This window comes from Rhodothermales bacterium, assembly GCA_034439735.1.
In the GTDB taxonomy this organism is placed as follows: domain Bacteria; phylum Bacteroidota; class Rhodothermia; order Rhodothermales; family JAHQVL01; genus JAWKNW01.
This window is the reverse complement of the sequence record JAWXAX010000298.1, coordinates 1-25921: the sequence shown is the minus strand read 5'-3', so window position 1 is coordinate 25921 and position 25921 is coordinate 1. Positions and strand designations below refer to the sequence as shown.

Annotated in this window: 28 protein-coding genes; 19 read left to right on the top strand and 9 right to left on the bottom strand. The window is 61.7% G+C overall.

Annotation, left to right across the window (positions count from 1 at the left end; genetic code table 11):
- The 6 genes from SH809_20740 to SH809_20715 all read left to right on the top strand — a co-directional run.
- Nucleotides 1–270 (top strand): hypothetical protein (locus tag SH809_20740; protein ID MDZ4702151.1); only part of this gene is annotated, 270 nt, incomplete at its 5' end.
- Between the two features lie 20 nt (nucleotides 271–290).
- Nucleotides 291–1109, top strand: coding sequence for an ion transporter (locus SH809_20735; GenBank protein ID MDZ4702150.1), 819 nt, complete (start codon nucleotides 291–293; stop codon nucleotides 1107–1109).
- Nucleotides 1110–1551: 442 nt separating this feature from the next.
- On the top strand, nucleotides 1552–2301 hold the full coding sequence (locus SH809_20730; GenBank protein ID MDZ4702149.1) for a 3-oxoacyl-ACP reductase family protein: 750 nt from the start codon (nucleotides 1552–1554) through the stop codon (nucleotides 2299–2301).
- Nucleotides 2302–2462: 161 nt separating this feature from the next.
- Entirely contained in the window at nucleotides 2463–3467 is a 1005-nt protein-coding gene (locus tag SH809_20725; protein MDZ4702148.1) for a sugar-binding protein, read from the top strand.
- Nucleotides 3468–3611: 144 nt separating this feature from the next.
- On the top strand, nucleotides 3612–5114 hold the full coding sequence (locus SH809_20720) for a sugar ABC transporter ATP-binding protein (protein ID MDZ4702147.1): 1503 nt from the start codon (nucleotides 3612–3614) through the stop codon (nucleotides 5112–5114).
- A gap of 12 nt (nucleotides 5115–5126) precedes the next feature.
- Nucleotides 5127–6095 (top strand): ABC transporter permease, encoded by a 969-nt coding sequence (locus tag SH809_20715; protein MDZ4702146.1) that lies wholly within the window; start codon nucleotides 5127–5129, stop codon nucleotides 6093–6095.
- Here the strand turns inward: SH809_20715 and SH809_20710 are convergent.
- Together SH809_20710 and SH809_20705 are read right to left on the bottom strand one after the other, a co-directional pair.
- The gene (locus SH809_20710) at nucleotides 6062–6280 is read right to left on the bottom strand and encodes a hypothetical protein (GenBank protein MDZ4702145.1); all 219 of its coding nucleotides are present in this window, start codon (nucleotides 6278–6280) and stop codon (nucleotides 6062–6064) included. The genes SH809_20715 and SH809_20710 overlap by 34 nt on opposite strands.
- Nucleotides 6277–8262, bottom strand: a complete 1986-nt coding sequence (locus tag SH809_20705; protein ID MDZ4702144.1) for an ATP-binding protein — start codon at nucleotides 8260–8262, stop codon at nucleotides 6277–6279. Before SH809_20705 ends, SH809_20710 begins: the two co-directional genes overlap by 4 nt.
- Nucleotides 8263–8654: 392 nt before the next feature.
- Between SH809_20705 and SH809_20700 the strand changes: the two genes are divergently transcribed.
- Nucleotides 8655–9044, top strand: coding sequence for a RidA family protein (locus SH809_20700; GenBank protein ID MDZ4702143.1), 390 nt, complete (start codon nucleotides 8655–8657; stop codon nucleotides 9042–9044).
- Between the two features lie 62 nt (nucleotides 9045–9106).
- On the opposite strand, the gene SH809_20695 is transcribed toward SH809_20700, so the two are convergent.
- Entirely contained in the window at nucleotides 9107–10024 is a 918-nt protein-coding gene (locus SH809_20695) for a hypothetical protein (protein MDZ4702142.1), read from the bottom strand.
- 293 nt (nucleotides 10025–10317) lie between these two features.
- Between SH809_20695 and SH809_20690 the strand changes: the two genes are divergently transcribed.
- Both SH809_20690 and SH809_20685 read left to right on the top strand, forming a co-directional pair.
- A complete protein-coding gene (locus tag SH809_20690; protein MDZ4702141.1) occupies nucleotides 10318–10875 on the top strand; it encodes a protein tyrosine phosphatase family protein in 558 nt (185 codons plus the stop codon).
- Nucleotides 10876–10898: 23 nt separating this feature from the next.
- Nucleotides 10899–11666, top strand: coding sequence for a PIG-L family deacetylase (locus tag SH809_20685; GenBank protein ID MDZ4702140.1), 768 nt, complete (start codon nucleotides 10899–10901; stop codon nucleotides 11664–11666).
- Nucleotides 11667–11720: 54 nt separating this feature from the next.
- Here SH809_20685 and SH809_20680 read toward each other — a convergent pair whose 3' ends face one another.
- From SH809_20680 to SH809_20670, 3 genes are all read right to left on the bottom strand, one after another.
- The gene (locus SH809_20680) at nucleotides 11721–12848 is read right to left on the bottom strand and encodes a CHAT domain-containing protein (GenBank protein MDZ4702139.1); all 1128 of its coding nucleotides are present in this window, start codon (nucleotides 12846–12848) and stop codon (nucleotides 11721–11723) included.
- A gap of 47 nt (nucleotides 12849–12895) precedes the next feature.
- Nucleotides 12896–14776, bottom strand: a complete 1881-nt coding sequence (locus SH809_20675) for a metallophosphoesterase (protein MDZ4702138.1) — start codon at nucleotides 14774–14776, stop codon at nucleotides 12896–12898.
- Between the two features lie 153 nt (nucleotides 14777–14929).
- Nucleotides 14930–15670 carry a transporter gene (locus SH809_20670; GenBank protein ID MDZ4702137.1) on the bottom strand — a complete coding sequence of 247 codons (741 nt, stop codon included), beginning with the start codon at nucleotides 15668–15670 and terminating at the stop codon, nucleotides 14930–14932.
- A 156-nt stretch (nucleotides 15671–15826) separates the two neighbouring features.
- Here SH809_20670 and SH809_20665 point away from each other — a divergent pair, with 156 nt between their 5' ends.
- A complete protein-coding gene (locus tag SH809_20665) occupies nucleotides 15827–16294 on the top strand; it encodes a CBS domain-containing protein (protein MDZ4702136.1) in 468 nt (155 codons plus the stop codon).
- A gap of 64 nt (nucleotides 16295–16358) precedes the next feature.
- On the opposite strand, the gene SH809_20660 is transcribed toward SH809_20665, so the two are convergent.
- Nucleotides 16359–16991, bottom strand: coding sequence for a CDGSH iron-sulfur domain-containing protein (locus SH809_20660; GenBank protein MDZ4702135.1), 633 nt, complete (start codon nucleotides 16989–16991; stop codon nucleotides 16359–16361).
- Nucleotides 16992–17130: 139 nt separating this feature from the next.
- On the opposite strand from SH809_20660, the gene SH809_20655 reads away from it, so the two are divergent.
- Nucleotides 17131–17808 (top strand): SCO family protein, encoded by a 678-nt coding sequence (locus SH809_20655; protein MDZ4702134.1) that lies wholly within the window; start codon nucleotides 17131–17133, stop codon nucleotides 17806–17808.
- Nucleotides 17809–17863: 55 nt separating this feature from the next.
- On the opposite strand, the gene SH809_20650 is transcribed toward SH809_20655, so the two are convergent.
- Nucleotides 17864–18058: a hypothetical protein gene (locus SH809_20650; protein MDZ4702133.1), complete on the bottom strand. Its 195-nt coding sequence runs from the start codon at nucleotides 18056–18058 to the stop codon at nucleotides 17864–17866.
- Nucleotides 18059–18274: 216 nt separating this feature from the next.
- On the opposite strand from SH809_20650, the gene SH809_20645 reads away from it, so the two are divergent.
- The 7 genes from SH809_20645 to SH809_20615 all read left to right on the top strand — a co-directional run bounded on the left by SH809_20645 (nucleotide 18275) and on the right by SH809_20615 (nucleotide 25321).
- Nucleotides 18275–18940, top strand: a complete 666-nt coding sequence (locus tag SH809_20645) for a DUF4159 domain-containing protein (protein ID MDZ4702132.1) — start codon at nucleotides 18275–18277, stop codon at nucleotides 18938–18940.
- Between the two features lie 166 nt (nucleotides 18941–19106).
- On the top strand, nucleotides 19107–19460 hold the full coding sequence (locus tag SH809_20640) for a hypothetical protein (protein ID MDZ4702131.1): 354 nt from the start codon (nucleotides 19107–19109) through the stop codon (nucleotides 19458–19460).
- Between the two features lie 169 nt (nucleotides 19461–19629).
- A complete protein-coding gene (glyA, locus tag SH809_20635; protein ID MDZ4702130.1) occupies nucleotides 19630–20937 on the top strand; it encodes a serine hydroxymethyltransferase in 1308 nt (435 codons plus the stop codon).
- Between the two features lie 357 nt (nucleotides 20938–21294).
- Entirely contained in the window at nucleotides 21295–21894 is a 600-nt protein-coding gene (locus SH809_20630; protein MDZ4702129.1) for an orotate phosphoribosyltransferase, read from the top strand.
- Between the two features lie 87 nt (nucleotides 21895–21981).
- Complete coding sequence (gene tatC / locus SH809_20625; protein ID MDZ4702128.1) at nucleotides 21982–22839, top strand: twin-arginine translocase subunit TatC; 858 nt, start codon at nucleotides 21982–21984, stop codon at nucleotides 22837–22839.
- Nucleotides 22836–24491: a S41 family peptidase gene (locus tag SH809_20620; GenBank protein ID MDZ4702127.1), complete on the top strand. Its 1656-nt coding sequence runs from the start codon at nucleotides 22836–22838 to the stop codon at nucleotides 24489–24491. Before tatC ends, SH809_20620 begins: the two co-directional genes overlap by 4 nt.
- On the top strand, nucleotides 24491–25321 hold the full coding sequence (locus tag SH809_20615; GenBank protein ID MDZ4702126.1) for a sulfite exporter TauE/SafE family protein: 831 nt from the start codon (nucleotides 24491–24493) through the stop codon (nucleotides 25319–25321). Before SH809_20620 ends, SH809_20615 begins: the two co-directional genes overlap by 1 nt.
- Before the next feature lies 1 nt (nucleotide 25322).
- On the opposite strand, the gene SH809_20610 is transcribed toward SH809_20615, so the two are convergent.
- Nucleotides 25323–25523: a dodecin family protein gene (locus SH809_20610; protein MDZ4702125.1), complete on the bottom strand. Its 201-nt coding sequence runs from the start codon at nucleotides 25521–25523 to the stop codon at nucleotides 25323–25325.
- Between the two features lie 107 nt (nucleotides 25524–25630).
- Here SH809_20610 and SH809_20605 point away from each other — a divergent pair.
- Nucleotides 25631–25921 (top strand): hypothetical protein (locus SH809_20605; protein MDZ4702124.1); only part of this gene is annotated, 291 nt, incomplete at its 3' end.

The following is a 25921-nucleotide window of genomic DNA, read 5'->3' as shown; positions in this document are numbered from 1 at the left end:
GAACGTGTCATCCATCTCCTGCGCGAGGGCATCTCACTCTACCGAAGCCCCGCCGCCCTGTTCGCCTTCGCCCACACCGACACGGGCATCCGCCTGTTCGTCAGTGGCGTGGCGTACCCGGTGGACGTCTTACACGCCGACGCGATCTACATCATCACGGGCTCCGGCCCCCTGAACCACGAGACGCTTGCCCCTTTCCTCAACCACGAATCCATCCAGGATCTGCTGGCCGATCTGGTCAACGAAGGGTATCTGGAATTTCTGGATTGAACGTACGCGCCAGACACCTCATGCCTACCGAAGAACCGCGCAAGGACTGGCGCCATATCCTGCATACCATCATTTTCGAGGCGGACACCCGAGCCGGCCGGGCGTTCGACATCACGCTCATCGGGCTCATCCTACTCAGCGTGCTGGCGGTGGTCCTCGAAAGTGTTTCCTCGATCCGCGCGACCTACGTAGTTGAACTACGTGTCATCGAGTGGGCGTTCACGATCCTCTTCACGATCGAGTACATCCTGCGGCTGATCAGCGTCGGTCGGCCGATAATGTATGCGCGGAGCTTTTTTGGCCTGGTCGATCTGCTGGCTATCATCCCTACTTACCTCAGCGCACTGATCCCGGGCACCCAGTTCCTACTGGTGATCCGGCTGCTGCGCATCCTGCGGATTTTCCGGATCCTGAAACTGGCGAAGTACGTGGTGGAGGCCCAGACACTCGTTTTAGCGCTCCACGCCACGAAGCGTAAGATCGAGGTCTTCCTCTTCGTCGTCATCACCCTCGTCGTCATCATCGGCTCGATCATGTACGTGATCGAGGGCGAAGAACACGGATTCACGAGCATCCCCACGAGCATCTACTGGACGATCGTCACACTTACAACCGTTGGATATGGCGACATCTCTCCCTCGACCCCGCTCGGCCAGGCCCTGGCGAGCCTCGTTATGATTCTGGGGTACGGCATTATCGCCGTGCCGACCGGACTGGTCACGGCCGAGCTGATGCGAAAACCCATCCATCCCATCTCGACTCAGGCCTGCCCGGCCTGCAGCAGGGAAGGGCACGACTTCGATGCGTTATTCTGTAAGTACTGCGGCCAACGGCTCTGATGGCCGGGCCAAGTTGAAATAAAAGGAGTTGAAATAAAAGGAGTTGAAATAAAAGGAGTTGAAATAAAAGGAGTTGAAATAAAGAATGCGCGCCGTCCTCTATAAAACCTACGATATGCCCCCCGATACATCGTACGTTCTACTGAGGCGCGGCGCGCATTTGTAACGTCCCTAATCTACACCGACATCCGGGCCGGCGCAGTACACCTTTGACCCAAAGATTCAGCAACCTGTGCGCCAGGTGTATGCGCCACAGTTCCGGCGCCACAGTTCCGATGCCACAGTTCCGGCGCCACAGTTCCGGCGCCACAGTTCCGGCGGCGCCTTTCCTCGCCGCGCCCGTTGATCCTTCGCGATCCCTGCAGTAGGTTAGGCATCCCTCCAGGGTATCGGTTCGGGATTCCTCGTTCCAGTCCATGCTCCCCCTCGCCAACGCGCACCTATGTCCATCAACAACCGCGTCGCCCTCGTGACGGGCAGCTCTACGGGCCTCGGAAACGCCATCGCGCTCGACCTCGCGCGCCAGGGCGCCCGGGTCGCCATGAATTATGCCAACAACCAGGCCCGCGCCGAAGAAGCGTTCGCCGAACTCGAGGCCATCGGCCGGCCGTGTCTGCTCGCCCGGGCCGACGTCACCGACGCCGAGCAGGTGACGTCCCTGTGCGACCGCATCGCCCGGGAGCTGGGGCCGATCGACATCCTCGTGCCCAACGCCACACCCGACCAGCCCCAGCGGCGCATCGAGGAGTACGACTGGGCCCTGTTTCAGCAGATGATCGACTTCTTCGTCAAAAGCCCCTATCTGCTCACGCGCGCCTGCCTTCCCCACATGAAACGGCAGCGATGGGGACGCATCATCACCATCACCAGTGAAGTGTTTTCCCTGGGGGTCGCACCCTTTACCGCGTATGTATCCGCAAAAGGGGGCCAGGTAGGGCTTTCGCGTAGCCTCGCCACCGAGCTGGCGCCGTACGGCATCACGGTGAACATGGTGTCCCCGGGATGGATACCGGTGGCGCGGCACGAAAAGGATCCACAGGAAATGAAAGATGCGTATCTTCGCACCATCCCCGTGCGACGCTGGGGCCTACCCGAGGATGTCGCCGGCGCCGTCACCTACCTCGCCAGCGAGGAGGCCGGCTTTGTCATCGGCCAGACCCTGACCGTCAACGGAGGTCGATCGTTTTTGTGATCGGCCTGCATTCCTCCGAAACCGTGTTCCTTTTAACTAACTGACGTTACACCCGGCCAGCAAGGAGACGCAACATTTTGCGGCTCCTCGGTTTGGAAACCCGCATTATTGCCCGTTTCTGGCTTTGGTGCCTACCGTCACTTTATACGTCTGCCTCGACCATGCGCAAGCCTCTTTCCTCCCTCCTGCTGATCGCCTCCCTGGTCTTCGCCTCCGGATGCGGCGGCGGCTCCGGCGCCGGCAACGCCCTCTCCGTCGGCTATGTCACCAACGGGATCTCGCCGTTCTGGGTGATCGCCGAAAAAGGCGCCCGTGATGGCGGGCGGGATTTCCAGGTGGATGTCCAGGTGCTCATGCCTCCCGAGGGGACGTCGGACCAGAAGCGCATGATCCAGGACCTCCTCGCCCGCGGCGTCGACGGCATCGCGGTCAGCCCGATCGACCCCGAAAATCAGGGGGATATTCTGAACGAAATCGCCGCGAACACCCACTACATCACCCAGGACTCCGACGCGCCGAAAACGGACCGGCTGATGTACATTGGGATGGATAACTACACCGCCGGCCGGATGTCGGGCCAGCTGGTCAAGGAAGCCCTGCCCGACGGCGGCGACGTGATGATCTTCGTCGGCCGGCTCGGACAGCTCAACGCCGACCTCCGCCGTCAAGGCGTCATCGACGAGCTGCTCGACCGCTCCCACGACCCGGACCGCCGCGACCCGAACGAGGGCGTCATCGATGGCGGCAAGTACCGCATCCTCGACACCCGCACCGACCAGTTCGACTTCGCGCGGGCCAAGTCCCAGGCCGAGGACGCCATCGCCAAATATCCCGATCTCGATGCCATGGTCGGCCTCTTCGGGTACAACCCGCCTAAGTGCCTCGAGGCCATCAAGGAAGCCGGTAAAACCGGCCAGATCAAAGTGATCGCCTTCGACGAAGAAGACGACACGCTCCAGGGCATCAAGGACGGCCTCATCCAGGGCACCGTGGTCCAGAACCCCTACCGTTACGGCTACGAGTCGGTCCGCGTCCTGGCCGCCCTCGCCCGCGGCGACCGCTCCGTCCTCACCGACGACAAATTCCTCGACATCCCCGCCCGCACGATCCGCCAGGACAATGTCGACGCCTACTGGGCGGAGCTGAAGGAACTGACGGCCGAATAACGAACGTTGGGGCGTTTGACCAAATGCGCGTATCCAAACACAAAACGTTCAACGGAAAAACGCGCAACGTCACATCCTGGTTCAATCGCTAATCGCCAATCGCCAATCGCCAATCGCTAATCGCTAATCTTAAATCCCTTTCCCATGTCGACCCCTCTCCTCAGCGTTCGCGCCGTGACGCGGCGTTTCCCGGGCGTGGTCGCGCTGGACCGCGTGAGCCTGGATGTGGGCCATGGCGAGGTGTTGTCGGTGATCGGGGAAAACGGCGCCGGCAAAAGCACCTTGATGAAGATCCTCGCCGGCGTCCAGCGTCCGGACGAGGGATCGATCCTGCTGGATGGTCAGCCGGTGACAATCGACTCGTGCCGGCGAGCGACCGATCTGGGCATCGCGTTTATCCACCAGGAACTTAACCTGGCCGACAATCTCAGCGTGGCGGCCAACATCTTCCTCGGACGCGAACCGCGGCGGCTGGGCGTACTGGATCGCCGGCAGATCCACGCCGGCGCGGAAGAAGCCCTGGGACGCATCGGGCTGGACGTGTCGCCGACGACGCTCGTGCGCGACCTGTCCATCGGCCGCCAGCAACTCGTCGAAATCGCAAAAGCGCTTTCCGCCAACGCCCGCGTGCTGATCATGGACGAGCCGACGTCGAGCCTCTCGGCCGGCGAGGCCGAGCAGTTGTTCACCGTCGTGGAGGACCTGCGCAGCCGCGGCGTGAGCGTGGTTTATATCTCGCACCGCATGGCCGAGGTCAAGCGGTTGTCCGACCGGGTGGAGGTGCTGCGCGATGGGAAAAACGCTGGCGCGCTGGAGCGAGCCGAAATCAACCACGAGGCGATGGTCCAGCTCATGGTGGGCCGCGACGTCTCGAAGTATTATGCCCGCTCGTCGCACGCTATTGGAGAGGTCGTGTTGCGTGTGCGCGACCTCGTTACGCCGGCCTGGCCGGCGCATCCGATCTCGTTTGAGGTCCGCGCCGGCGAAATCGTCGGCGTTTCGGGCCTGGTCGGCGCCGGTCGCACCGAGCTGCTGCGCGTGTTGTTCGGGGTGGACCGCGCGCTGAGCGGATCGATCCAGATGGAAGGCCGCGAGACAACGTTTCGCTCGCCGATGGACGCGATCGAGACCGGCATCGCACTGGTGCCCGAGGAGCGGAAGGAGCAGGGGCTGGTGATCGACATGTCCGTCCGTCACAACATCGGCCTGGCGGGGCTGTGGCGCAACCGCCGGCCGGGCGGACGCCTGAATCGCACGCAGGAGGAGGCCGACACCGCGGCGATGATCGAGCAGCTCGGCATCAAGACACCCGGCCAGCGCCAGATCGTCCGCTTCCTCTCCGGCGGCAATCAGCAGAAGGTGGTGCTCGGCAAATGGCTCACCATGAGCCCACGCCTGCTGCTGCTCGACGAGCCGACGCGCGGCATCGATGTCGGCGCCAAGGAAGAGGTGTACCGGCTAATGGAGAAACTCGCTCGCGAAGGGCTGGCGATTCTGTTTGTCAGTAGTGAACTGGAAGAGATCCTGGGGATGTCGGACCGGGTGCTGGTGATGCACGAGGGCCGCATCACGGGCGAAGTACCGCGTAGCGAACTCTCGGAGGAGGCCGTCATGCATCTGGCCACCGGCGCCCCGAACCCCGTGTAACGATCGATACGAATGAAAAAAATCTTTGGCATCCTGGGCCTGCTGCTCGCCGTGTTGATCTTGACGGCCTTGATCGAACCCAAGTTTTTGACGGCCTACAACATCCAGAACACCATCCGGTGGACCTCCCTGTTCGGCATCATCAGCATCGGGGCGGCGTTTGTCATCATCACAGGTGGGATCGATCTGTCGATGGGTTCGCTGGTGGGGCTGGTCGGGGTGATGCTGCCAATGCTTATGGTGTCCTACGGCTGGTCGGTGCCGGCGGCAATCATCGCGGTGCTGGCCCTATCCCTCGGCATCGGGGTGTTACATGGTGTGCTAATCACCCGGATGCGCCTGCAGCCGTTTGTCGTCACCCTCTGCGGTCTGCTCTTTTACCGTGGGTTCGCGCGCTGGCTGACGGGTGATGCGACGCAGGGGTTCGGGAACGGGTACGACGGCCTCCGGCAGCTCGCCATCGGCCGTATCCCCATCACAGACTCGTTTGGTCTCCCGATGCCGTTTGTGGTGTTGATCGTGCTGGGCCTGCTCGCCGGCTTCTTCCTCAACTACACGGTCTGGGGCCGCTACTTGCTGGCCCTGGGGCGCAACGAGGAGGCCGCCCGCTACAGCGGCATCAACACCAAACAGATGATCGTCGTGGCGTACGTGATCTGCGCGCTGACCTCGGGGATTGGCGGGATTCTGTTTGCGCTCGACGTAAACTCGGTGCAGCCAGCGGTACACGGCAACTTCTACGAACTCTACGCCATCGCCGCGGCGGTGCTGGGCGGCTGCAGCCTGCGGGGCGGTGAAGGGACCATCCTGGGCGTCCTCATCGGGGCTGCCGTCATGCGTGTCTTGTACAACGCTATTAACATCCTCGGCATCCCTACCCAGCTGGAATTTGCCATCATCGGCGCCGTCATCCTCCTGGGCGTCATGACGGACGAGCTGGTGCGGCGCTACGCGGCCAGCATGAAAAAGGCAAAAGGGTAGGCAAAAGGTAAAAGGTAAAATGGTAAAGGAAAAATGGCACGAAATCCTTCCTGCAGTCTTCTTCCTTTTCCCTTCTTCCTTTTCCCTTCTTCCTTTTCCCTTCTTCCTTTTTCCTTTTTCCTTTTTCCTTCTTCCTTTTTCCTTTTTCCTTCTTCCTTTTTCCTTTTTCCTTTTTCCTGATTCAATCTTCTTTAAGTACCTGATTGATCACCGAAAACAGTTGTTCTTCCGTGATCGGTTTGCATAGGTATTCGTCGAAGCCGGCCTGGAGCAGGTCTTCGCGATCGCGGGGGAGGCCGTAGGCGGTCATGGCGACGACGGGGACGACATCGTAGTCGGGCAGCCGGCGGAGGGCCTGGAGGGCATCGATGCCGGCGTGTTTGCGGCCCATGTTGATGTCCTGCAGGATGAGATCGTACCGGTTGCGCTGGGCCATCGTGAGGGCGACGGCTTCGTCTTCGGCGAGGTCCAGGTTGCAGGCCCGCTGCAGGAGGAGGCGCATCTGCATACGCATCTGGGGGTCGTCTTCGACGAGGAGGACGCGTGCCGGGGTGGTTCGTTTAATCGCGCGGCCGCGGGTGGCGCGACGCCGTCGGGAGCGGTCGCGGCGGATCTGCTCGTCCGGCGCCTGTTTGCCGGCAAGGAAGTGTACGGTGAAGGCGCTGCCGACCCCCATCTGGGTATCCACCTCGATATGGCCGTTCATGAGTTCGACGAGGCGTTTCGTGATCGAAAGTCCCAGGCCGCTGCCTTCATAAAGACGAGACATCCCGCTGCTCTCCTGCTCGAACTCGTTAAATAGCCGATCCATGAACTCCTTGCTGATGCCGATCCCGGTATCCGCCACGCGGATGGACACGTGCGACGCCGTGCGGAACACCTTCACCTGGACCGAGCCGCGCGGGGTGAACTTGATCGCGTTCCCGATGAGGTTGTTCAGGATCCGGTCGAGGCAGGCATGATCCAACACCACCTCGCAGGGCTCCGCCGGCACGTCGGCCGTCAGCTCGATCCCTTTTTCGAGCGCGAGCGGCTGGAGGAGTTCGATCTTCTCCCGCACCTCACGGGCAAGGTTCATCTCGGCCGGATGGAGCGTGAAGGAGTCCGACTCGAGCATCGACAGATCCAGTACCGAGTTGATGGTGTCGAGCAGCCGCCGGCCGCTTTTTTCGATCAACATGGCCAGTTCGTGCTGTTCGGCGGTGGCCTCCTGCGCGAGGATGGAAGCGAACCCCAGGATGCCGGAAAGGGGGGTGCGAATTTCGTGGCTCATGTTGGTGAGGAAGGTCGACTTCAACTTGCTCACCCGCTCGGCATGCTCCTTCGCGTCGATGAGGGCCGTTTCGTATTTCTTCCGGTCGGTGATGTCGCGTCCGATTTCCGAGAGCCCGATGAGCTCTCCTCGTTCGTCGAGGGTGGGGGAGATAGCTATCGATACGTCGAATTCGCTGCCGTCTTTTCGCCGGCGGACGGCCTCGTACGGCTCCTGCGGGTTGCCCTCCAGGATCTTACGCATGATCTCCTCCTCCACCGCCGAGGCCGTGTGCCGTGCCCAGAGCATACTGATGTGTTCGCCCACCACTTCTTCGGCGGTATACTGATAGATCCGGCTCGCGCCGCGATTCCAGTAGGTGATCACGCCATCCATCGTCTGCCCGATGATCGCATCGTTCGAGGACTGGACGATAGCGCCGAGAGACTGCGACCGTTCCTCCGAACGTTTACGCTGAATCGTCAGAATCGCCGTGATCCAGATCGCAAATACCGACAGCAGCCGGTTTCCTACGCTCAACTCGTAGATGTGCGGGTCGGGTGGGTTGATGTTGGGAATCAGGGCGTTGCTGACGTCGTGCCATGCGATCGAGGGGGCCACGAACAGCATGAACAGGCTGAGCAACGTAGTGAGCGCGGCAAAAAAGACGGTGTAGTTCCGACCGGGCAACCACAACGTGGCAAGAATGACCGCGATATACGGGAAGCCTCCCAACACAAACGGCAGATCTCCCCCTCCATCACCTGCCGTGAGCAGGTCGATCACGAGGATCATCAGGGTTAATATCGCGCATGTCGCTACGAGAAAATGGGGCATCTTCATGGTGGCACAAGAAATGCTGTACTGGATGACGGCCAGTTGGATGACGGCCTGTTGGATGACGGCCTGTTGCAAGACAGCGCAAAGGCTGCCGCCCGCAAGCAGAAGAGGCCAACGCCTCGCGAGATGCCGGGGCAGAAGGTGCGGCCGGGCATGGCTTCATCGAGTACCGGGTGTTGTCGAAGTCTGGAAGCCCTGGTAAGACAGGAAGAAGCAGGTGAAACGATGGTATTCAGAGGAAGTGAAACGGGCCAGAATCATGATCTGCGGACGTACGCTCCGTTGTGATCGCTCACCATCAACTGCACGGTACAAATATATCCACAGAAGTCCAATAAGGCTCCCGTAATTTTATAATCCGCTTAACTTATTATCCAGGAATCGGATCCCCGGACGCTCGGACGAATACCAGCGCCCTCTACGAAGCCGGCGACGGCTCCAACAGTCCTTCTTACCAGCAGCACATCATGAAACGACAGAATATCAGCACGGGAACAGCATGGGAGCCCATCATCGGGTATTCCCGAGCGGTGAAAGTGGGCAACCAGATTTTTGTCTCTGGAACCACGGGCACGGACGCCGCCGGCAACATCGTCGCACCCGACGACGCCTACGAGCAGACGCGGCAGTGCCTGCGCAATATCGAGGCGGCGCTCACATCCGCCGGCGCCACGCTGGCCGACGTCGTGCGGACACGGATGTATGTGACGGATATCAGCCAGTGGGAAAAGTACGGCCGGGCGCACGGCGAGTCGTTTGGCGACATTCGCCCGGCAACGGCCATGGTGGAAGTGAGCCGGCTCATCAACCCGGCCATGCTGGTCGAAATTGAGGCAGACGCGATCGTTGCGGGGTGAGCGATGGAAGTGCTGCAGGAGGTCCAGCAAGCGTTTTGCCTTGAAACCCGCGGAACTGATCCTTATTCCAACCCCAGCTCCTGCCGTAACGGCAGATCGGCGTTGCTGTGCCGGCCCCAGTAATCGAGCATCATCCGCTTGTTGCGCGCGGCGCGGGTGGTGAGCACGCGATCGCCAGATCGGTGAGTATCCTCCCAGCCCTCGATTACATAGGGAAATGCGGCGTTAAAGCGGATCGACAGAGTCCGGTTCAGCTCGGGATAGGTGAGGGTGAAAACCTTCAGGCTGTCGCCGGCGCTCTCTGTCCGAGCGGCCGCCTTTCGGACCGCCCATTCGTCGTGGCTGAGTCGCTGGTACATGGTGCCGGGCACTATGTCGATCTCGCCCGAAGGCAACGCGTCCGGGTCGAGGCGGATCAGCGACCAGAGTTCATCCTCCAGTAACACATCGTCCATCTTGATCTGCTGGTCGCTTTCTTCTTCGAAATACGAGTAGAGTTTGACGTCGAAGGCGTTTCGGCCCAGATTAAACTGGGTGAATGTATGGCCGCACCACTCCTGAGACGAGGTCGTAACCTTGAGCGAATGCGGATAACGGTGGCGCTCGACAGGGGTAAATACGGAAGACATCATCGAATAGGGATAGATCCCCGTCGTGAAGTTCTTCGTCAGGTTGAGCTTTAGGACGGTCACCCGATCTTTGTCAGAGCGATCGGGAAAGTCGGTCTTCACCTGATTGGACAGAGAGAAATCCTCGGTGACGAAGATGAGCACGGCCTCGCCCTGGTGTATCTCTCCATACCGAGCCTGTTCCAGGGTGTAGCTTGTGATCTCGGCCTCGCCCTGATACCAGTAATCGCCGAATTCATCGGGTAAAGGTGCGAAGGCGGCCGGCGCCGCAGGGATGGCGTCGTGTTCCGCCGGCAACGCGCAGGCGCCCAGGAGAGCGGCGATAGAGAACAGGAGTGGGGCAGATTTCATCGTTTGAGCCATAGGATGCTGTGTATGTAAGGAACGGCTCCGGTTGGTTCCGAGCCGCGCCAGGCTGTTACGCCTGGCGAAGGTCCTGGCTCCATCGCGTCTCACGGTGTGAATTCGCCATCGATCGATCTACGGGGCGCCGGAGCTAAGGAGGAATGCTGAAATGTACAGGCGTGTGTCCGTACCTTGGGTAACCGATATGTCATCGCGCACGTATCGCCGCCGCGGCTGGCTACTAAACCGTCAACGCAACCATCCCCGCACCACCAGCCTCCACACCAAGCCACACGCCCATGTCTCGCTCGATCCTACTAACCTCTTTTACCATCTTGCTGGCCATGCATCCACCCATCTCCACGGCCCAGCCGGCCGATCTCTCCCACATCCGAGCCTTCCTCGAAATCGACGACCGCCTCGCCACCTCCGGCCAGATCGCCTATGATGACATCGCTTCACTCAAAGCCGCCGGTTACGAACTGGTGATCAACCTCGCCACGGCGGACAAAGATCGGAACGGAGAGGAAGGCTTCCGGGTGGTCGAGCAGGGGATGGCGTACGTCCATATCCCGGTTTCGTGGGAGGCGCCGGCCCAGCGCGATCTCGCGCTTTTTTTTGATATTCTGGCGCAGAACCGCGATCGCAAGGTCTTTGTCCATTGCTTCGCCAACATGCGCGTGTCTACCTTCGTTTACCTGTACCGAACGCTCAAAGAGGGCGTGTCCGAGGAGGAAGCCCGGACCGATCTGGTGGCCATCTGGGACCCTGCGAGCCTCGAACAGTGGAAGACTTTTGTCGATCAGGCCAGAACCCATCACGCCAGTATCGACACCTCGTCCTCCGGTCAGGAGTGACCTCGTAAACCGAATCCGTGCAGATGAACGTTACCGCTCCACGCCTACTCGCGCTGCTCGCGCACCCCGACGACGTTGAAATCTTCTGTGCCGGCACTCTCGCGCTGCTCCACCAGCACGGCTGGCACATCACCACGGGCACAATGACCGGCGGCAACATGGGCGGCATCGGGATGACCGAGGAAGAAACGGTCGCTACCCGTACCCGCGAAGCCGCCGCCGCCGCGGCGATCATCGACGCCCCCTACCTGTGTGTCGGCGCGCGCGACGGATTCATGGTCGACACCGCTGAACTTCGCCTGGACACGGCCCGCGCCATACGCCGCGCCGCCCCGGACATCGTGATCACGCACCTGCCGTACGACTACCACCTGGACCACCGGACGACGGCCAACGTGGTGGAGATCGCAACCATGATGGCCACGCTGCCGAACCTGCCCTGCCAAGAACGCCCCCTCGCGGCCACGCCCCTCCTCTACCACAGCGCGCCGTTGGGCCTAACCACCCACCTGGGCGACCCGGTGCAACCGCATTTTCTGGTGGATATCAGCTCGGTGATCGACCTCAAGCGGCGTATGCTGGCCTGTCACCAGTCTCAGCTCGAACTCATGCAGGTGATGTTCAAGCGGGCGAACTTCATCGAAGAACTCCTGCAGGAGCAAGACGTCGTCCTCGGCCGGCAAATCGGCGTCGCCTACGCCGAGGCCTTCTGGCAACATCGGGGCGGCGGGTTTCTACACACCGAGGTTATCCAAGAGACGCTGGGTGAGCTGACTTGGAAGTATGGTTAATGGTTGATGAATCGACCCTCAACGATTAACCATCAAAAATCATCTGATCCAGGTTTAGCCGTAGATCGAGAGGAAGTCGAACAGCCGGCCGCTCAACGACCGCATGTAGAGAACGGGGGTTACCCACTCCAGCGTGCCGGGGTGCGCCTCGACAAGCGCACGCCGCGCTCCGGCCACCGCCACGTCGGCCGGCTGCTCATCCACGATCGCCTTGTAGAAATGCTCGGCGAAGACGATCGCCGCCCGGTCAGAAATCGAAAACTGCATCGCCAGCACAGCCGGCACGGCGCCGGTCGCGCTCAGCGCCGCGGCCACGCCGGCGAACACATTGTGCGACGCATCCTCGCTCGATTGCGCGGTGTTACATGCATTCAGATAGACGAGTTGAAGCGTTTCGGCGCTCGCTACGATGCCGGCCAGCTCGGTGCCCGAGACCAGCATCCGCTTCCCCGCGTCGTCCTCCATGACCAGCGCCCCCTCACCGGTGGCGTCGTTAAACGCGCCGTGCCCCATGTAGTGGAGGACCTGATAGGATCTTTCGACCAGTCGTTTCTCGAGGGCGGAGCGGGTCGCCTCCTCCAGAAACTCGACCTCCACGCCAGAACACATCCCCCACGAAGCCTCGATCTTGCGGCGCTCGGTGGCAAGGTCGAGCGGCGCCTCGTCCGATGGGCTCGAAAGGACGGCCAGCACCCGCAGCGGCAACATCACTGAAGCCGGCGTATCGGCATGGCCCACATCCATGTACCGAAACAACGTGGTCGTTTCGGACAGCGACAGGTATTCTCCGGTATCCGGCGCACAGGCCAGTTCCCAGGGCAACCGGAGCAACGGAGCCATCCGCCTATCGTTCGGATCGATCTGCACGATGATCCGCCGGGGCGCATCGATTGTACCCGGCGCCTCGACCCGGGCCCGGATCGCGCCCCCGAAGAGGCTGTCGAACAAGGTCCGTCCCAACACGTCCGGCGCCACCGGTGAGACCGGCTTGCGCTCCCGCTCACCCCGCGTCGCCACGCCGGCCGTGCGCAACACGGCTTCCTCCGTGCCGGCGAGGACCGTATCGATTTGCGCAACCGGTACGGGCAACGCAAAGGCTATTGGGTGCCCCTCCACGCCCTCGAGGGTGGCTACAAACCCATCACCTTCCGGCGATAAACGCACGCGAACATCACTGTCCATAAGCTATGGGATCAAAAGGAAACAGGGCCCTACGATTCGGGGAGATATTAATCCCTAAACAGCGCGTCGTTCGAAATCGGCTGGTCGAAGACCCATGGGCCGGCCCATTCCAGAGAAAGGGCGTCGCTGCCGCCGCGGTCGAAGTACGTCAAGCGGATCGGATGAAGGCCCGCTTTGAGGGCGATCTGGCCGGGACGGGAGCGAGGGCCGTGGAGGCCGTCATTGTCTACCAGCAGCCGATCGTGCATAAAGAACTGCGCGCCGTCGTCGCTGGTGAGCGTGAAGGTGTACACTCCGTCTTTCGGCGCCTCGATATACCCTTCGAACACCAGCCCGAATTCGTCTTCACGGAGGCGATAGGCCGGGCTGTCGATCCGTTCCGCGACTCCCGTCTTCACCGGCGCCAGAGCAGCAAAGTCCGGAAGATCACCCCAGCGGCCCTCATAATACGCATACGCCACCCCTTTCTGAGCGCCGGACACGGTCACCGGTTCGATCAGGGTCGTTTTTTCAAAGGCACGCGAGACCACACGGCTGCGCCGGCCGTCCTCCGTAAAGGCCGCGGCCTTCATCACGGCGCTATGATCCAGGCTGACCGGACCGGAGTAGGCCAGCGACCGGGTCGACGGATCGGTGCCGTCGATCGTGTACCGGATCGTCACCCCTTCAAACGCCGGGGTCAGCGATACAACGACATCCGTGAGAAACAGCGCATCCGTCCCCTCGAACCGCGGCGGCGGCGGCATCATGACCCGTGCGAGGCGCTCGGGGCTTTTTTCGAGCTGGAAGGAGTCGAACACCCGGCCTTCTTCATCGATCGCCTGGAAAAAAATCGTCTGATCGTGCACCATGAAGTACCCGAAGTGATGCACGCTCTTGACCTTTGCCGAGAACCACGACCGGGTGGGCGCAAAGCCCTCGAGCCCGCCGCCGGCGCCGCCCGAGTTGATGTAGATCACGCCGTTCTGTTGATTCACGCCCCCCTCCAGAATCGGCCAAGTCCGCTCGTACATGTGGACGTGCCCGAAGAGGCTAAAGTCCACCCCATACGCCTCGAATAGCGGCACCAGGTTCCGAGCATGCGTGCCGTAGGTGGAAGAGCCGGTGGCCGTGTCGCCGTGGTCGTTTTCCTCGGACGAGTAGGGCGGGTGATGGTGAACGGCTATTTTCCACATCGCGTCCGAGGCTGCCAGATCCCGTTCGAGCCATGCGTACTGCTCGGAGCCTTCCGTGACCTCCCGGTTGGTGTCGATCATGAAAAACTCGGTGTTGCCATACCGAAAAGTATAGTAGTACTCGGGCGCCGGCGCGTGGATGTACTGGTAGTAATTGGGGTGATCATTTTCGTGGTTGCCGATGGCCGGGTATAGCGGCACGCGCGCCATCAGTACATTCGCTGGAGGAAAAAACTCGACGAGCCAGTCGTCGATATCCCCTCCCTGATCCACGAGGTCGCCGGCGATCAGGCCGAAATTGGGCCGTTCCTGCCACCCCAGCTCCGCTACCTTGCCCCAGACGCGCGGGTTGTTCTGCGTATCGCCAAAAAGTAGAAAGCCGAACGCCGTGGAGTCGTTCACGGCGGTGCTGAAAGTCGATGGTTCGCTGGCCAGCGTCTGGCCGGCCGCCGTCGTGGAGACGACCCGCCAGAAATACTTCGTCTCCGTCTTCAGGCCGTCGATCACGACTTCGTGCATGGTGCGTGTATCCGGCAATACGACGGACTGCGACAGGTTGGGCTCGGTGTCGCCCAGGCGGCTTTCGCCGTATTCGACGCGGGTGGTAGCCGGTTCGCCGGTTTCCCAGAGGATGGCCATCGAGTGCTTGGTGCCGAATTGGAGGTAAGGCGCGACACGGAACGGCGCCGCGTCCTGTGCCGCAACCGGAGAAACGACGAGGAGGAGCAACGCCGTGAATCTAAACAAGGGCATGACCAACGGGAGAGAGATGAAAAGAGGAATACACAGATCGCCCGCCAAAAAACGAGGTTCGGGCGAGAGTTTCATGACGCCTGCGTTAAGAACACAAGGAGATGCGAGGGGAGCCGGCTGCAGGATAGGTGGGAGCCCCGAACGGAGGTAGAACTAGCGATTGCGGAAGGAATGCAGGTAGGACAGCGCCAGGGAGAGGTCCGCCGTCTCGTCCGACAACCCGATACCCAGACCGGGCCGGAGCCGGCCCTGGGGGCTTACCCGATAGTCGAGCCCGCCGGCCAGCAGCACCGTGTCGGATTCTGTGCGGATGAATAGTTCGCCCACCAGCGCCAGGCGGTCGCTTGTCCGATGGATGATGCCGCCGCCAAGTCTCAGGGCCAGGTCGTAATCGTCTCCCTGTTCGAAGAAGTCTAGGCCGGCGGTGGCCGTGAGCGCGGTTCTCCCGTTCAGCGAGTGGCGAAGGGCGCCAAAGATGCCGAGGTCGAGGTCGTCGCCCGCGCCCACTTCCTCATCTCCCACGGGCAGGATGATATAGCCGCCGAGGGCAAACTGCGCGCGCCGGCCGGGAATGTGGTGCTTGACATGCAGTAGGAGGTCTGAAATCCCGTCCCGGTTCCGGCCGACTTCGGGGTCGATCGACACGTACTGCAACGCCGCCGCGCCCTCGAAGCGAGGCGTAAAGGGTATGTGAATGCTACCTCCCAGGGTAGTCTGCGCTAAGAAGTCGTACGACGTGTAGGTAATCCCAGCGTTTACATAGCCCGTCGACGCCACAGCGGCGTCCGGCAGGAAATTGACAAAGAGGTGGACGTCGTCCAGCGCATACTGCGCGTGGGCGGCGGGGGCGACAAAACAGAGGCAGAAGGCGAGAAGGAGATGGGTCGTTTTCAAGGGCATAGCGCAGGCTTCGGGGGGAAGCGTTGTGAATTATAAATTTTCTATGAAGGATGGGTTGACACTGAGTGGGTGTATGCCGTTTCTATAGACAGGAGATCCCGCAGTTCCGCTCCGCTTATCCCTGTGCTTTCCCACATTGAGGGTAGTCCCATGAAAACGGCAGTTGACATCCTGGCCCAGAAAACGAAACGGATGATTTCCGTTCGGGCCGACCAACACATCTCCGAGGCGCTCACGCTGATGTACCAGTACAAGATCGGCGCGATGCTCGTCCGCGACGACGACGGGCGAATCGCCGGCATCTGGACCGAGCGCGACCTTCTGCACGACGTACTGGGCGAGGGGTTCGACCCACGGACCGCATTGATAGGGGACTACATGACGTCCGACCTCCACACCGCCCCCATCGACGCCACCATCCACGAGATGAAGGAGATGATGATCCAGTTGTTCATCCGCCACCTCCTCATCGAGCAAGACGGTCGCATCGTGGGCATCCTTTCCGTCGGCGATATCGTACGGGCGAGCCTCGCCGCCCAGGACCGGCAGATCGAAGAGCTGCGGGCCCACACGAGCTGGCAATATTACGAGACCTGGGCGTGGGGACCGGTCGCCTGAGATCATTTTGATCAGGAGTCAGACCCGAAGGGTTTTCGAAACCCTTTGGGTCTTTTGAGCCGGGTTACGCCACGAATCCGATCAATTTGTGCGTGCCGTCGCAGTATGGCTTGTTTTTCGACTGCCCGCAACGGCAGAGCGCGCATTTCACACCGGCCGCCGCCCCTCCATCGGCCCCGACGATCCGGACGTTGCCTTCCAGCAGCAGCGGGCCGTTGTCAGCCAGTTTGATGCGTAGCGTCGTAGACGCATCGGCCTCCTTGAGCTTCGGGTCGCCCAGAACGCCCGGATCCGAGAAGCCGGCGTCCCGGTGGCTGTTGTCGCACAGGGGCTTATTCTTCGATGCGCCGCAGCGGCAAAGCGCCATACGCGTATCCTCCAGGATGATTTCCCCGGAAGCCAGCAGCACGTGAAGCCGGCCGCGGACGTACAGCGGCCCGTCGGCCACGACGGTGACGACCGCCTCGTCGGCCCCGGTCTCATGTACTCCCAACACGCGAAGCGCGCCCGTCGGGCAGTGGAGAACCGCCTCGGCGACAGCCTCCGCCGGCGCGGCGTCGGGCGTGATCCACGGGCTGCGACCGGCCTCGAAAACGGCCGGCAGGCCCCGCACACAGGCAGCGGCGTGGATGCATCGGGCCAGATCGTACGTGACGGTGGCTTGGGCGCCGGCGTAGGTATACTTCTTTTCTATCATGGGGAAGGGATGGCTTGAGGATGAGCGTCCAAGATACACCTTCTGGCTGCCGACCACACCATCAAACGAGCCGGAACCCGATCCTTGCTGGCTCATTAGCTGGGGCACACGAGACCGCCCGTCAACCGGGTAACGCACTATGCCCCGTACGCTTCTCATCCTCGCAGGCGTCATCCTCGGGATCAGCCTCTCCGCCATCCTGATGCTCGGGCGGTTCGCCACGCCGGCGCCGGCGTTCCATGGCACCTTCATCGATCCCGCCGATCCCCGGCCCGACTTTCAGCTCCGCTCCGGCGCCGAAACCGTGGGCAAAAGCACGTTTGCCGGCCGGCCGCTGGTCGTGGTCTTCGGGTACACCTCCTGCCCGGACGTATGTCCCAACACCATGAGTCGGCTCGCACGCACCATGGCCCTACTCGGCGAGGACGCGGCCAACGTGCAGGTAGCCCTGATCAGTGTTGACCCCGATCGAGATCATCCGGATCTCATCCAGGCCTACGCCGCCGGCTTCGACCCGCGATTCGTCGGCCTCACGGCCGACCGTGAAACCCTCGCCGCTGTCGCCCGCGATTTTGGCATCCATCACCAAAAGGCCGGCGAATCGGGCCACGCGGGCCATGGCGCCCCCGCAGAAAACCAGGACGAATATCCCTCCGCCCACGCCCCCGAACATGCGGCCGGCCTCTACCTCGTCGACCACACGACCAGCATGACTGTCCTCGACGCCAACGGCGACGCCCGCCTCCTCTGGGCCTACGAAACCCCTCCCGAGGCTATGGCCGAGGATCTGCGGACGCTACTGAAGCTTAAGGTTTAAGGTTTGAGGTTTGAGGTACTTCACCTTAAACCTCGAACCTTGAACCTTGAACCCTTCAAACCATCCCTTCCAGTTCACTTCTGAGGGCCTGGCGTTCGGCTTCCGTCATCGCGTCCGCGTCTACATACAGCGAGGCGGACGCCGAGCGGGCGAGGGCGGCGACCGGGCGGCGGCGCGTGGTGGCGATCGCGGCCGCTACGACGGCTGTTGCCGCGACGGCGATCAGAAGTGCGCGAAGTACGGATTTCATCGTTGGGGGCGGCTCATGAGCCGTTAGCTGAGGATACGTCCGGAACCCGGTTGACACCCCAAGACCGGCGCTCGGGATCCCGGCGTCCTTGGGGCAGACCCGAGCGGCGCGACCAAGGAAACCCTATCCGCCGGCATTGTGTAGGTACCGCACGCCCAAAGCGATGGCGCGCGACGAAAACCGCGTGCGCCGAATTCACGTTTATCCCCATACCCGATGCGTCGTTTGATCGGTCTCTTCCTTCTTGCGATGCTGCTCACGGCGATCCCAGCGCTGGCGCAGGACCCGTTTAGTCTTCGCATCGCCCGCATCAAATACGGCGGCGGCGGGGACTGGTATGGCGACGAGCAATCGCTGTGGGAATTGCTCGCCTTCGCGCGGCGCGAGACCCTGATGGACGTCGCGCCCCGCGAAGACGTCGTCGAGCTCGGCAGCGACAAGCTGTACAGTTATCCTTATGTATACCTTACCGGCCACGGCAACGTCCGGTTTTCGGACGACGAAGCGCGCCGGCTCCGCCACTACCTTGAGGGCGGCGGGTTTTTACACATCGACGATAATTATGGGCTCGATCGGCATATCCGCCGGGAGATGAAGAAAGTCTTTCCGGATCAGGAATTCGTCGAACTCCCGTTCGACCATCCCATCTATCATGCTCACTTCGATTTCCCAGCAGGCCTGCCCAAGATCCACGAGCACGATGGGAAGCCGGCGCAGGGATTCGGTCTGATCGTGGAGGGACGCCTTGTCGCGTTTTATTCGTATGAAAGCGACCTGGGCGATGGGTGGGAGCCGAAGGAGGTGCACAACGTGCCGGACCCGCTGCGCTCTGCCGCGCTCCGCATGGGCGTCAACCTGCTTTCCTACGCGATGAGCCATTGAGAGGACGCGGGGGGAGGCGCGGGAGCGCGGTGCATAACTTGCCGCATCCCCCTAACCCGGGAGCCTGTTTGCTCCGCGCGCGTTTACACCGCATGTCAACTTTATAGCTCGCGTTTCGTCAGAAGCGACATACTCGGCCCGCGCAACCCATTTATTGCCCAACCCCATGCGCACATTGCTCATTTTCCTGTTCGTCGCCATCGTCACCTTGCTGGTGTACAATCCAACGATGGACGACTTCAAGGATCACATCGAAGCTGAGACCAGGCAGCGCGAGCGGGAGCTTTCGATGAACAATATGGTGGGACGGATGCTCACCGGCGAGCAGGTGAACATGAATACCTCGCTCATGGTCAGCTCCACCGAGCGGAACAATTACTTGATCCTCAGCACCTATAAGGTTTCCCTCCCCGATGCGGATGAAGCCCTCCGCGAGTGGAAATACCTGGGTGTGGGCGGTTTCTTTTTCGAGATGGAGGCGCCGGCCGCCGTAGACCTCCACGCCACACCGGGCGGATGAAATTCACACAATCGCCGGCTTTTTTACAGTACCTTGCGCCGTCCGATTTCCGAACTATCAACAGGCTCGCGACCGATAGTCAACATACCGGGCGTCCGGGGGCTTGCCTGCTGGGTGGGTGGCCTCCCTTCCCGTTTCTCCCCGGCGACCAATCCTCTCTTCGTCATCCATGAGTGAGCTACAAGCGCGCGATCCGGAGATCTTCGCCATTCTGCAGCACGAAGTGCGCCGGCAGAACGAAGGCCTGGAACTGATCGCGTCTGAAAATTTCGTATCCCGCCCCGTACTGGAGGCCATGGGCTCGACCCTGACGAACAAGTACGCCGAGGGCTTGCCCGGCAAGCGGTATTATGGCGGGTGCCAGTTCGTCGATATGGCCGAGGAGCTCGCCCGCCAGCGGGCGATGCAGCTGTTTGATTGTGAGTGGGTGAACGTACAGCCACACTCGGGTGCAACGGCCAATGCCGCCGTCTACCTCACCCTGATGCAGCCCGGCGACACGCTCCTCGGGCTGGATCTTGCCCACGGCGGCCACCTGACACACGGCAGTCCGGTTAATTTCTCCGGTCTCCTGTACAACGCCACGTTTTATGGCGTCGAACGGGAGGGGCCGATGGCGGGGCGGATCGACATGGATCGGGTACGTGACACGGCGCGACGCATCAAGCCGCGGCTGCTTTCGATTGGAGCCAGTGCGTATCCGCGCGACTTCGACTATGCGGCCTTCCGGAGCATCGCGGACGAAGTAGGCGCCTTTCTATGGATGGATATGGCGCACACGGCCGGCCTCATCGCCGCCGGCGTACTCGCCAACCCCATGCCCCATGCCCACATCGTCTCCACGACCACGCACAAGACCCTCCGCGGCCCACGGGGCGGGATGCTGCTGATCGGGCGGGACTATGATAACCCCCTGGGGAAGACCGCCCCAAAATCCGGCCGGCTCAAAAAAATGAGCGAGTTGTTCGACTCCGCCGTATTCCCGGGCATCCAGGGTGGGCCGCTCATGCACGTCATCGCCTCGAAGGCCGTGGCGTTTGGCGAGGCCCTACAGCCCTCCTTCACCGACTATGCGAAGTGCACGGTCGCCAACGCCCGGGCGATGGCTTCCGCCTTCGTCGATAAAGGGTACGACCTCGTCTCCGGCGGCACCGACAATCACCTGATGCTGATCGATCTCCGCAACAAGGACATCTCCGGCAAAGACGCCGAGAACGTCCTCCAGCAGGCAGACATCACTGTCAACAAAAACATGGTGCCGTTCGACGACAAGAGTCCGTTTGTGACCAGCGGCATCCGCATCGGCGCGCCGGCCATGACGACGCGCGGCCTCGGCGAAGAGGAGTTCAGGCATATTGTCGGCCTCATCGACCGGGTACTGACCGCCCCTTCCAACGAGGGGGAGATCAGCCGCGTCCGCGCCGAAGTTCATGCCCTCTGCGAACGTTTTCCGCTTTACGATTTTGTGACGGCGTGAGCCGGAACGGATCTTGATAAGAACGGTTCGATCCGAACGCATTCCAGGCGCACAGGTCGTTTAGCGTCGTTTCCCCTCCACAGGACGCCCTAACTCCGCCATATCGGGCCGCTTTGTGAGAGAAAGGAGCCCCACGCCCGGCTATGTGGATGCGATTGAGATTGAGACAACATCTACCATTACCCTACGCAGACTCGCAGGCCACGGCCGACGATGTCCCCAGTTGGGTTCCAAGGGAATGGGCCGTGCGTCCTGCGACACCCCTATCCAGCGCGCTCCGCTTCGGCGAGCGTCGACTGCCGCACGCTTCGTCCGCATCTGACACCAACCGATGAGCAGCTTCTCGAAGGACACCCTATGAGTCACTCCTCGACGAGCACCGCGCTGAACTCTTCGACGTACGCCGAACTCGTGGATCTGGGGCGTCGCCTGTACGAGCAGTCCCTCGTGCGCCGTGAAACCGAATTTATCACCGACCCCCGGGGCCACCCCATCGGCTGGCTGCTCGATACCCGCATCCCCATGCTCAATGGCAGCATGTTCAAGGAAGTCGGCGAAGTACTCGGGGATCGGCTGCGCGCCAAAGGCGTCTCTCAGGTGGCCGGCTACGGCTTCGGGGCCTACTCGTTGGTGTGCGCCGTCCTGGCCGCATCGGGTGAACCCGCCTTCCGCGGTGGGTTCATACGGGACCAGCCCAAGAAACACGGACGCCGCCGGCTCGTCGAAGGACCACTGGATCGTTCGCAGCCCGTCGTCCTCCTCGATGACATCCTGAACAGCGGCCGGAGCGCGGTACGCGCCATTACGCTACTAAAAAAGGATGACTTCGACGTGGTTGGCGTTACGACGCTGTTTAACTTCACCTGGAGCGGTGGACGCAACCGCGTCGAAAGCGAAGGGCTCTGGGTAGATTCGCTGCTGGATCTGAATCTGCGCGAAAGCACACACGCTACCTGAGTTGTCGCCGTCTCGCTACACTTCCCTCGCCCCGTGCGAGTACATACTACGATGAAGCTTTTTGGATTTGGCTCCTCGCCCACCTCTGTGACCCATCCCTCCCAGGGAGACGGCGCATCGGATCCGTTATCGCATCAGGACGAAGGGCTGATGGCGGAAATGAGTTTCCTTGACCACCTCGAGGACCTGCGCTGGAGTTTATTCCGTGGCATCGGGGGGATCATCGCGATCACAATCGCCTGCAGCTTCTTCAGCGGATGGATCATCGACGAACTCCTGCTCGGGCCGGCCAAGGCGGATTTCTTCATCTACAAACTGATGGGCTTTGATGCGAAGACGCTCGTCATGCAGAATCGGGTGCTCACCGGCCAGTTCATGGTCCACTTCGGCGTCATCCTCTCCGTCGGCATCGTCCTGGGATCTCCCATCTTCATTTACTCGATCTGGAAGTTCATCGAGCCCGGCCTATATAAAACCGAAAAGAAAGGCCTACGCTTCGCCGCGTTTTTCGCCACGTTCTTTTTTATGCTGGGCGTCTCCTTCGGATACCTCATCATCACGCCGGTCGCCATCCAGTTCTTCTCGAATTACGAGATCTCCGGGATGATCAGCAACGAGTTCGACATCACGAAGTACTTCTCGATGGTGACGATGTGGGCTTTTGGCACGGGCGTGCTCTTCGAACTGCCCGTGGTGGTCTACTTCCTGGCCAAGGTGGGCATCGCCACGCCGGAGCGCATGCGCGGCGCGCGGCGCTATGCCCTGGTCGTGGCCTTGATCCTGGGCGCCGTCTTCACGCCGCCAGACCCGTTCTCGATGATCCTCGTCGGCACGCCGCTTTATCTCCTCTACGAGATCTCGATATTCGTCGCCATCCGGGTCCAAAAAACCCGCGCCCAGGCGATGAAAGCCGCCGCGGCCGAACCGGAACCGGACCCCTCATGAAACGCGTCCCGCACCCCATTCGCCACGCCAGCCTGGCCGTTCTCCTCGTAGCGTGCTTCTTCGCCGGCTTCTGGATGCCGCGGGACGATGATTTTTTTGCCCTCCGCAAGAACTTCCAGATCTTCGGCGCCCTCTACGAGGAACTCGTCACCGGATATGTAGACCCCGTCAATCCGGAGACGCTGATGCGCACCGGCATCGATGCGATGCTGCTCCAGCTGGATCCGTACACCAACTTCTACGATGAGGCCGACAATGCCGACATCGACATCATCACCCGCGGCCGCTACGCCGGCGTGGGCCTGAATGTCGGCATACGGAACGACAAGATCACCGTCGTATCACCCGTCGAAGGCGCCAGCGGTTATCTACAGGGGGTTCGCGCCGGCGACATCATCCTGCGCATCGGTGGCACGTCCACGGTGGGGCTCACGCTGGCCGATCTCCGGGTGCTGCTCCGCGGCGAGCCTGGAACGGCCGTCGAAATCACCGTGGAGCGTGAAGGCGCGCCGGCGCCCATCGACTTCCTCCTGACCCGCGAGGAGGTTCAACTCAAAAACGTCAGCCACCACCAGCTCGACCCCGAGACGGGCATCGGTTACGTCAAACTCGAACGCTTCGCCCGAGAGGCCAGCGAAGAGGTCCGCGCCGCGATCAAGACCATGCAGGAGACTGGCCAGCTCGCCGGCATCGTGCTCGACCTCCGTGACAATCCGGGCGGGCTCCTCGAGGAAGCCGTCGAAATCACCCAGCAATTTGTGCCCCAGGGCAAAGAAATCGTCTCCACCCGAGGCCGGCTCCCGCAGACGGAGCGGTCCTACACGGGCAAGATGCCGCCGCTGACGCTCGACCTCCCGCTCGCCGTCCTCGTCAACGACGTCAGCGCCTCGGCCAGTGAAATCGTCGCAGGGGCGCTGCAAGACTACGACCGCGCCGTCATCGTCGGCCAGACCACCTTTGGCAAAGGGCTCGTCCAGATCGTCAAGCCGCTGCCGTTTAACACGTCGCTCAAGATCACGACCTCGCAGTACTTCATTCCCAGTGGGCGCAGCATCCAGGCGATCGACTACCGCAGCCACGACGGCAACTTCGCGACCATCCCGGATTCGCTCCGCCGCGCGTTCACCACCGCCGGCGGGCGTACGGTGATGGACGGTCATGGCATCGAGCCCGACCTGCACGTCTCTCGCGGCGAAGTCAGTGAACTCGAAGCCGCCCTCCAACGCCGCGCCGCTTTTTTCTTTTTCGCCAACCACTTCGCCGCCACTACGCCGGCGATCCCGAAGGATTTCGAGGTGGATATGGCCGTCTACTCCGCCTTCAAGACCTGGCTGACGCAGCAGCAGTTCGAGTACAAAACCGCCGCCGAGTACTCGGCTGACGAGCTGGCCGCCAGCCTGACGGCCATCGGATACGAGGACGCTGGCGATGAAGCCGCGGCGCTTCAGAAGGCCGTCCAGGCCGAAAAAGCCGCCGATTTCGACCGTCACCGCCCACGCCTCGCCGAACTGCTACGCGCCGAAATCCTCGCCCGCTACTATGGCGATTCCGCCCAGGTCGAGGCATCGCTGGTTGAAGATCCTCACTACCGCGAAGCGTTGCGCATCCTCGGCGACCGAGCCGCTTATAACCAGTTGCTGACGGCTCCCTGATGGAGTTCTTCCAGCTGGCCATTCTTGTTGTCGCCGGCCTGGCGGCCGGATTTATCGCCGGCCTCCTGGGTGTCGGCGGCGGTGTCCTCTTCGCACCGGTCCTCTTCTTTTATTTCCAGCACATCGGCATCGACCCGCTCGTCATCACCCCCCTCACCCTGGGTACGAGCCTGTTCTGCACGTGCATCGCGTCGCTGGTGAGCGGATATTTCCACTTCAAAAAAGGCGCGGTCATCCCCTCTGTCGCCCTGAGGACGGGACTCCTGAGCGCCGTAGCCGTGGTGCTGATGACCCGATACGTCACTACCCAACCCTGGTACGACGGCGAGGTGTTTCAGATTGTGTTCGGGTCGCTCCTGCTCGTCGTGGCCGGACGTATGCTGGCACAAACATTCGAGAAAAACGCCCCGTCCGACACGTCGGTCGTGGACCTGAACGTCTCCTGGCCGTCCCTGGCGGCCGTGAGCACGCTCGTCGGCGTCGTGGCAACGGCGGCCGGGGTCGGGGGCGGGGTGGTGATGGTGCCGGCGTACGCGAAGATGATGCGGATGCCCATCAAGATGGCCATCGGCACCTCAAGCGCTTCGATCATTCTGATTGCCTGCGTGAGCACCATCAGCTACGTCGTCGCCGGCTGGAAGGCGCCGGTACCCGAGACCGCGCTCGGCTACGTGGATTTCGGCCACGCGCTCGCGCTTGTTTTCCCCGCTATGTTCACGGCCCGCCTCGGCGTCGCCGCCGCCCACCGCCTGGAGAGCCGGCGATTAAAATGGGCCTTCGCCGGCCTCGCGGCACTGATCGCGCTGCGGTTGATCTCCAGGGTACTTTAGGTCATCCCTCAAGCACAAACGTCACCTTCGCATTTACGCGAAACGACGTGACGTTCCCGTTTTCCACCAGGCCCTGGATGCCTTCCACGTAGACGCTGCGGACATTCTTGAGGGTCTTGGAGGCTTCCCTCGCGGCGTTTTCAATAGCTCCCTGCAGGGTATCGCCTTCGGCGATGACTTCGATGACTTTGGCGATCGACATGGTATCTTCCTCAAATGATCGTTGGTGCGGACCTGTCGCATCACGGAGTGGGTCGATGCGTGGCTTCATGCTCCTAACTTACGAATAAAACCCATTTATCCAACCCGATGAACGACCTGACGGGCTGCACCACTTTCCTCCAGCGACTCATCCAGACGCCGGGTTTGCCTGGCGAAGAGCGCGCCGTCGCCGGCCTGGTAGCGGCCGAAATGGAGCGTCTGGGGTACGACGAGGTGGGTATCGACGAGGCCGGCAACGTGATCGGTAAGATCGCCGGCCGCGGCGCAGCGCCGGCGATGATGCTCAACACGCACCTGGATCACGTGGATGTCGGCGATCCGGACCGCTGGCCGCATCCGCCGTTTGGAGGCGAGATCCACGACGGACGGGTGTGGGGG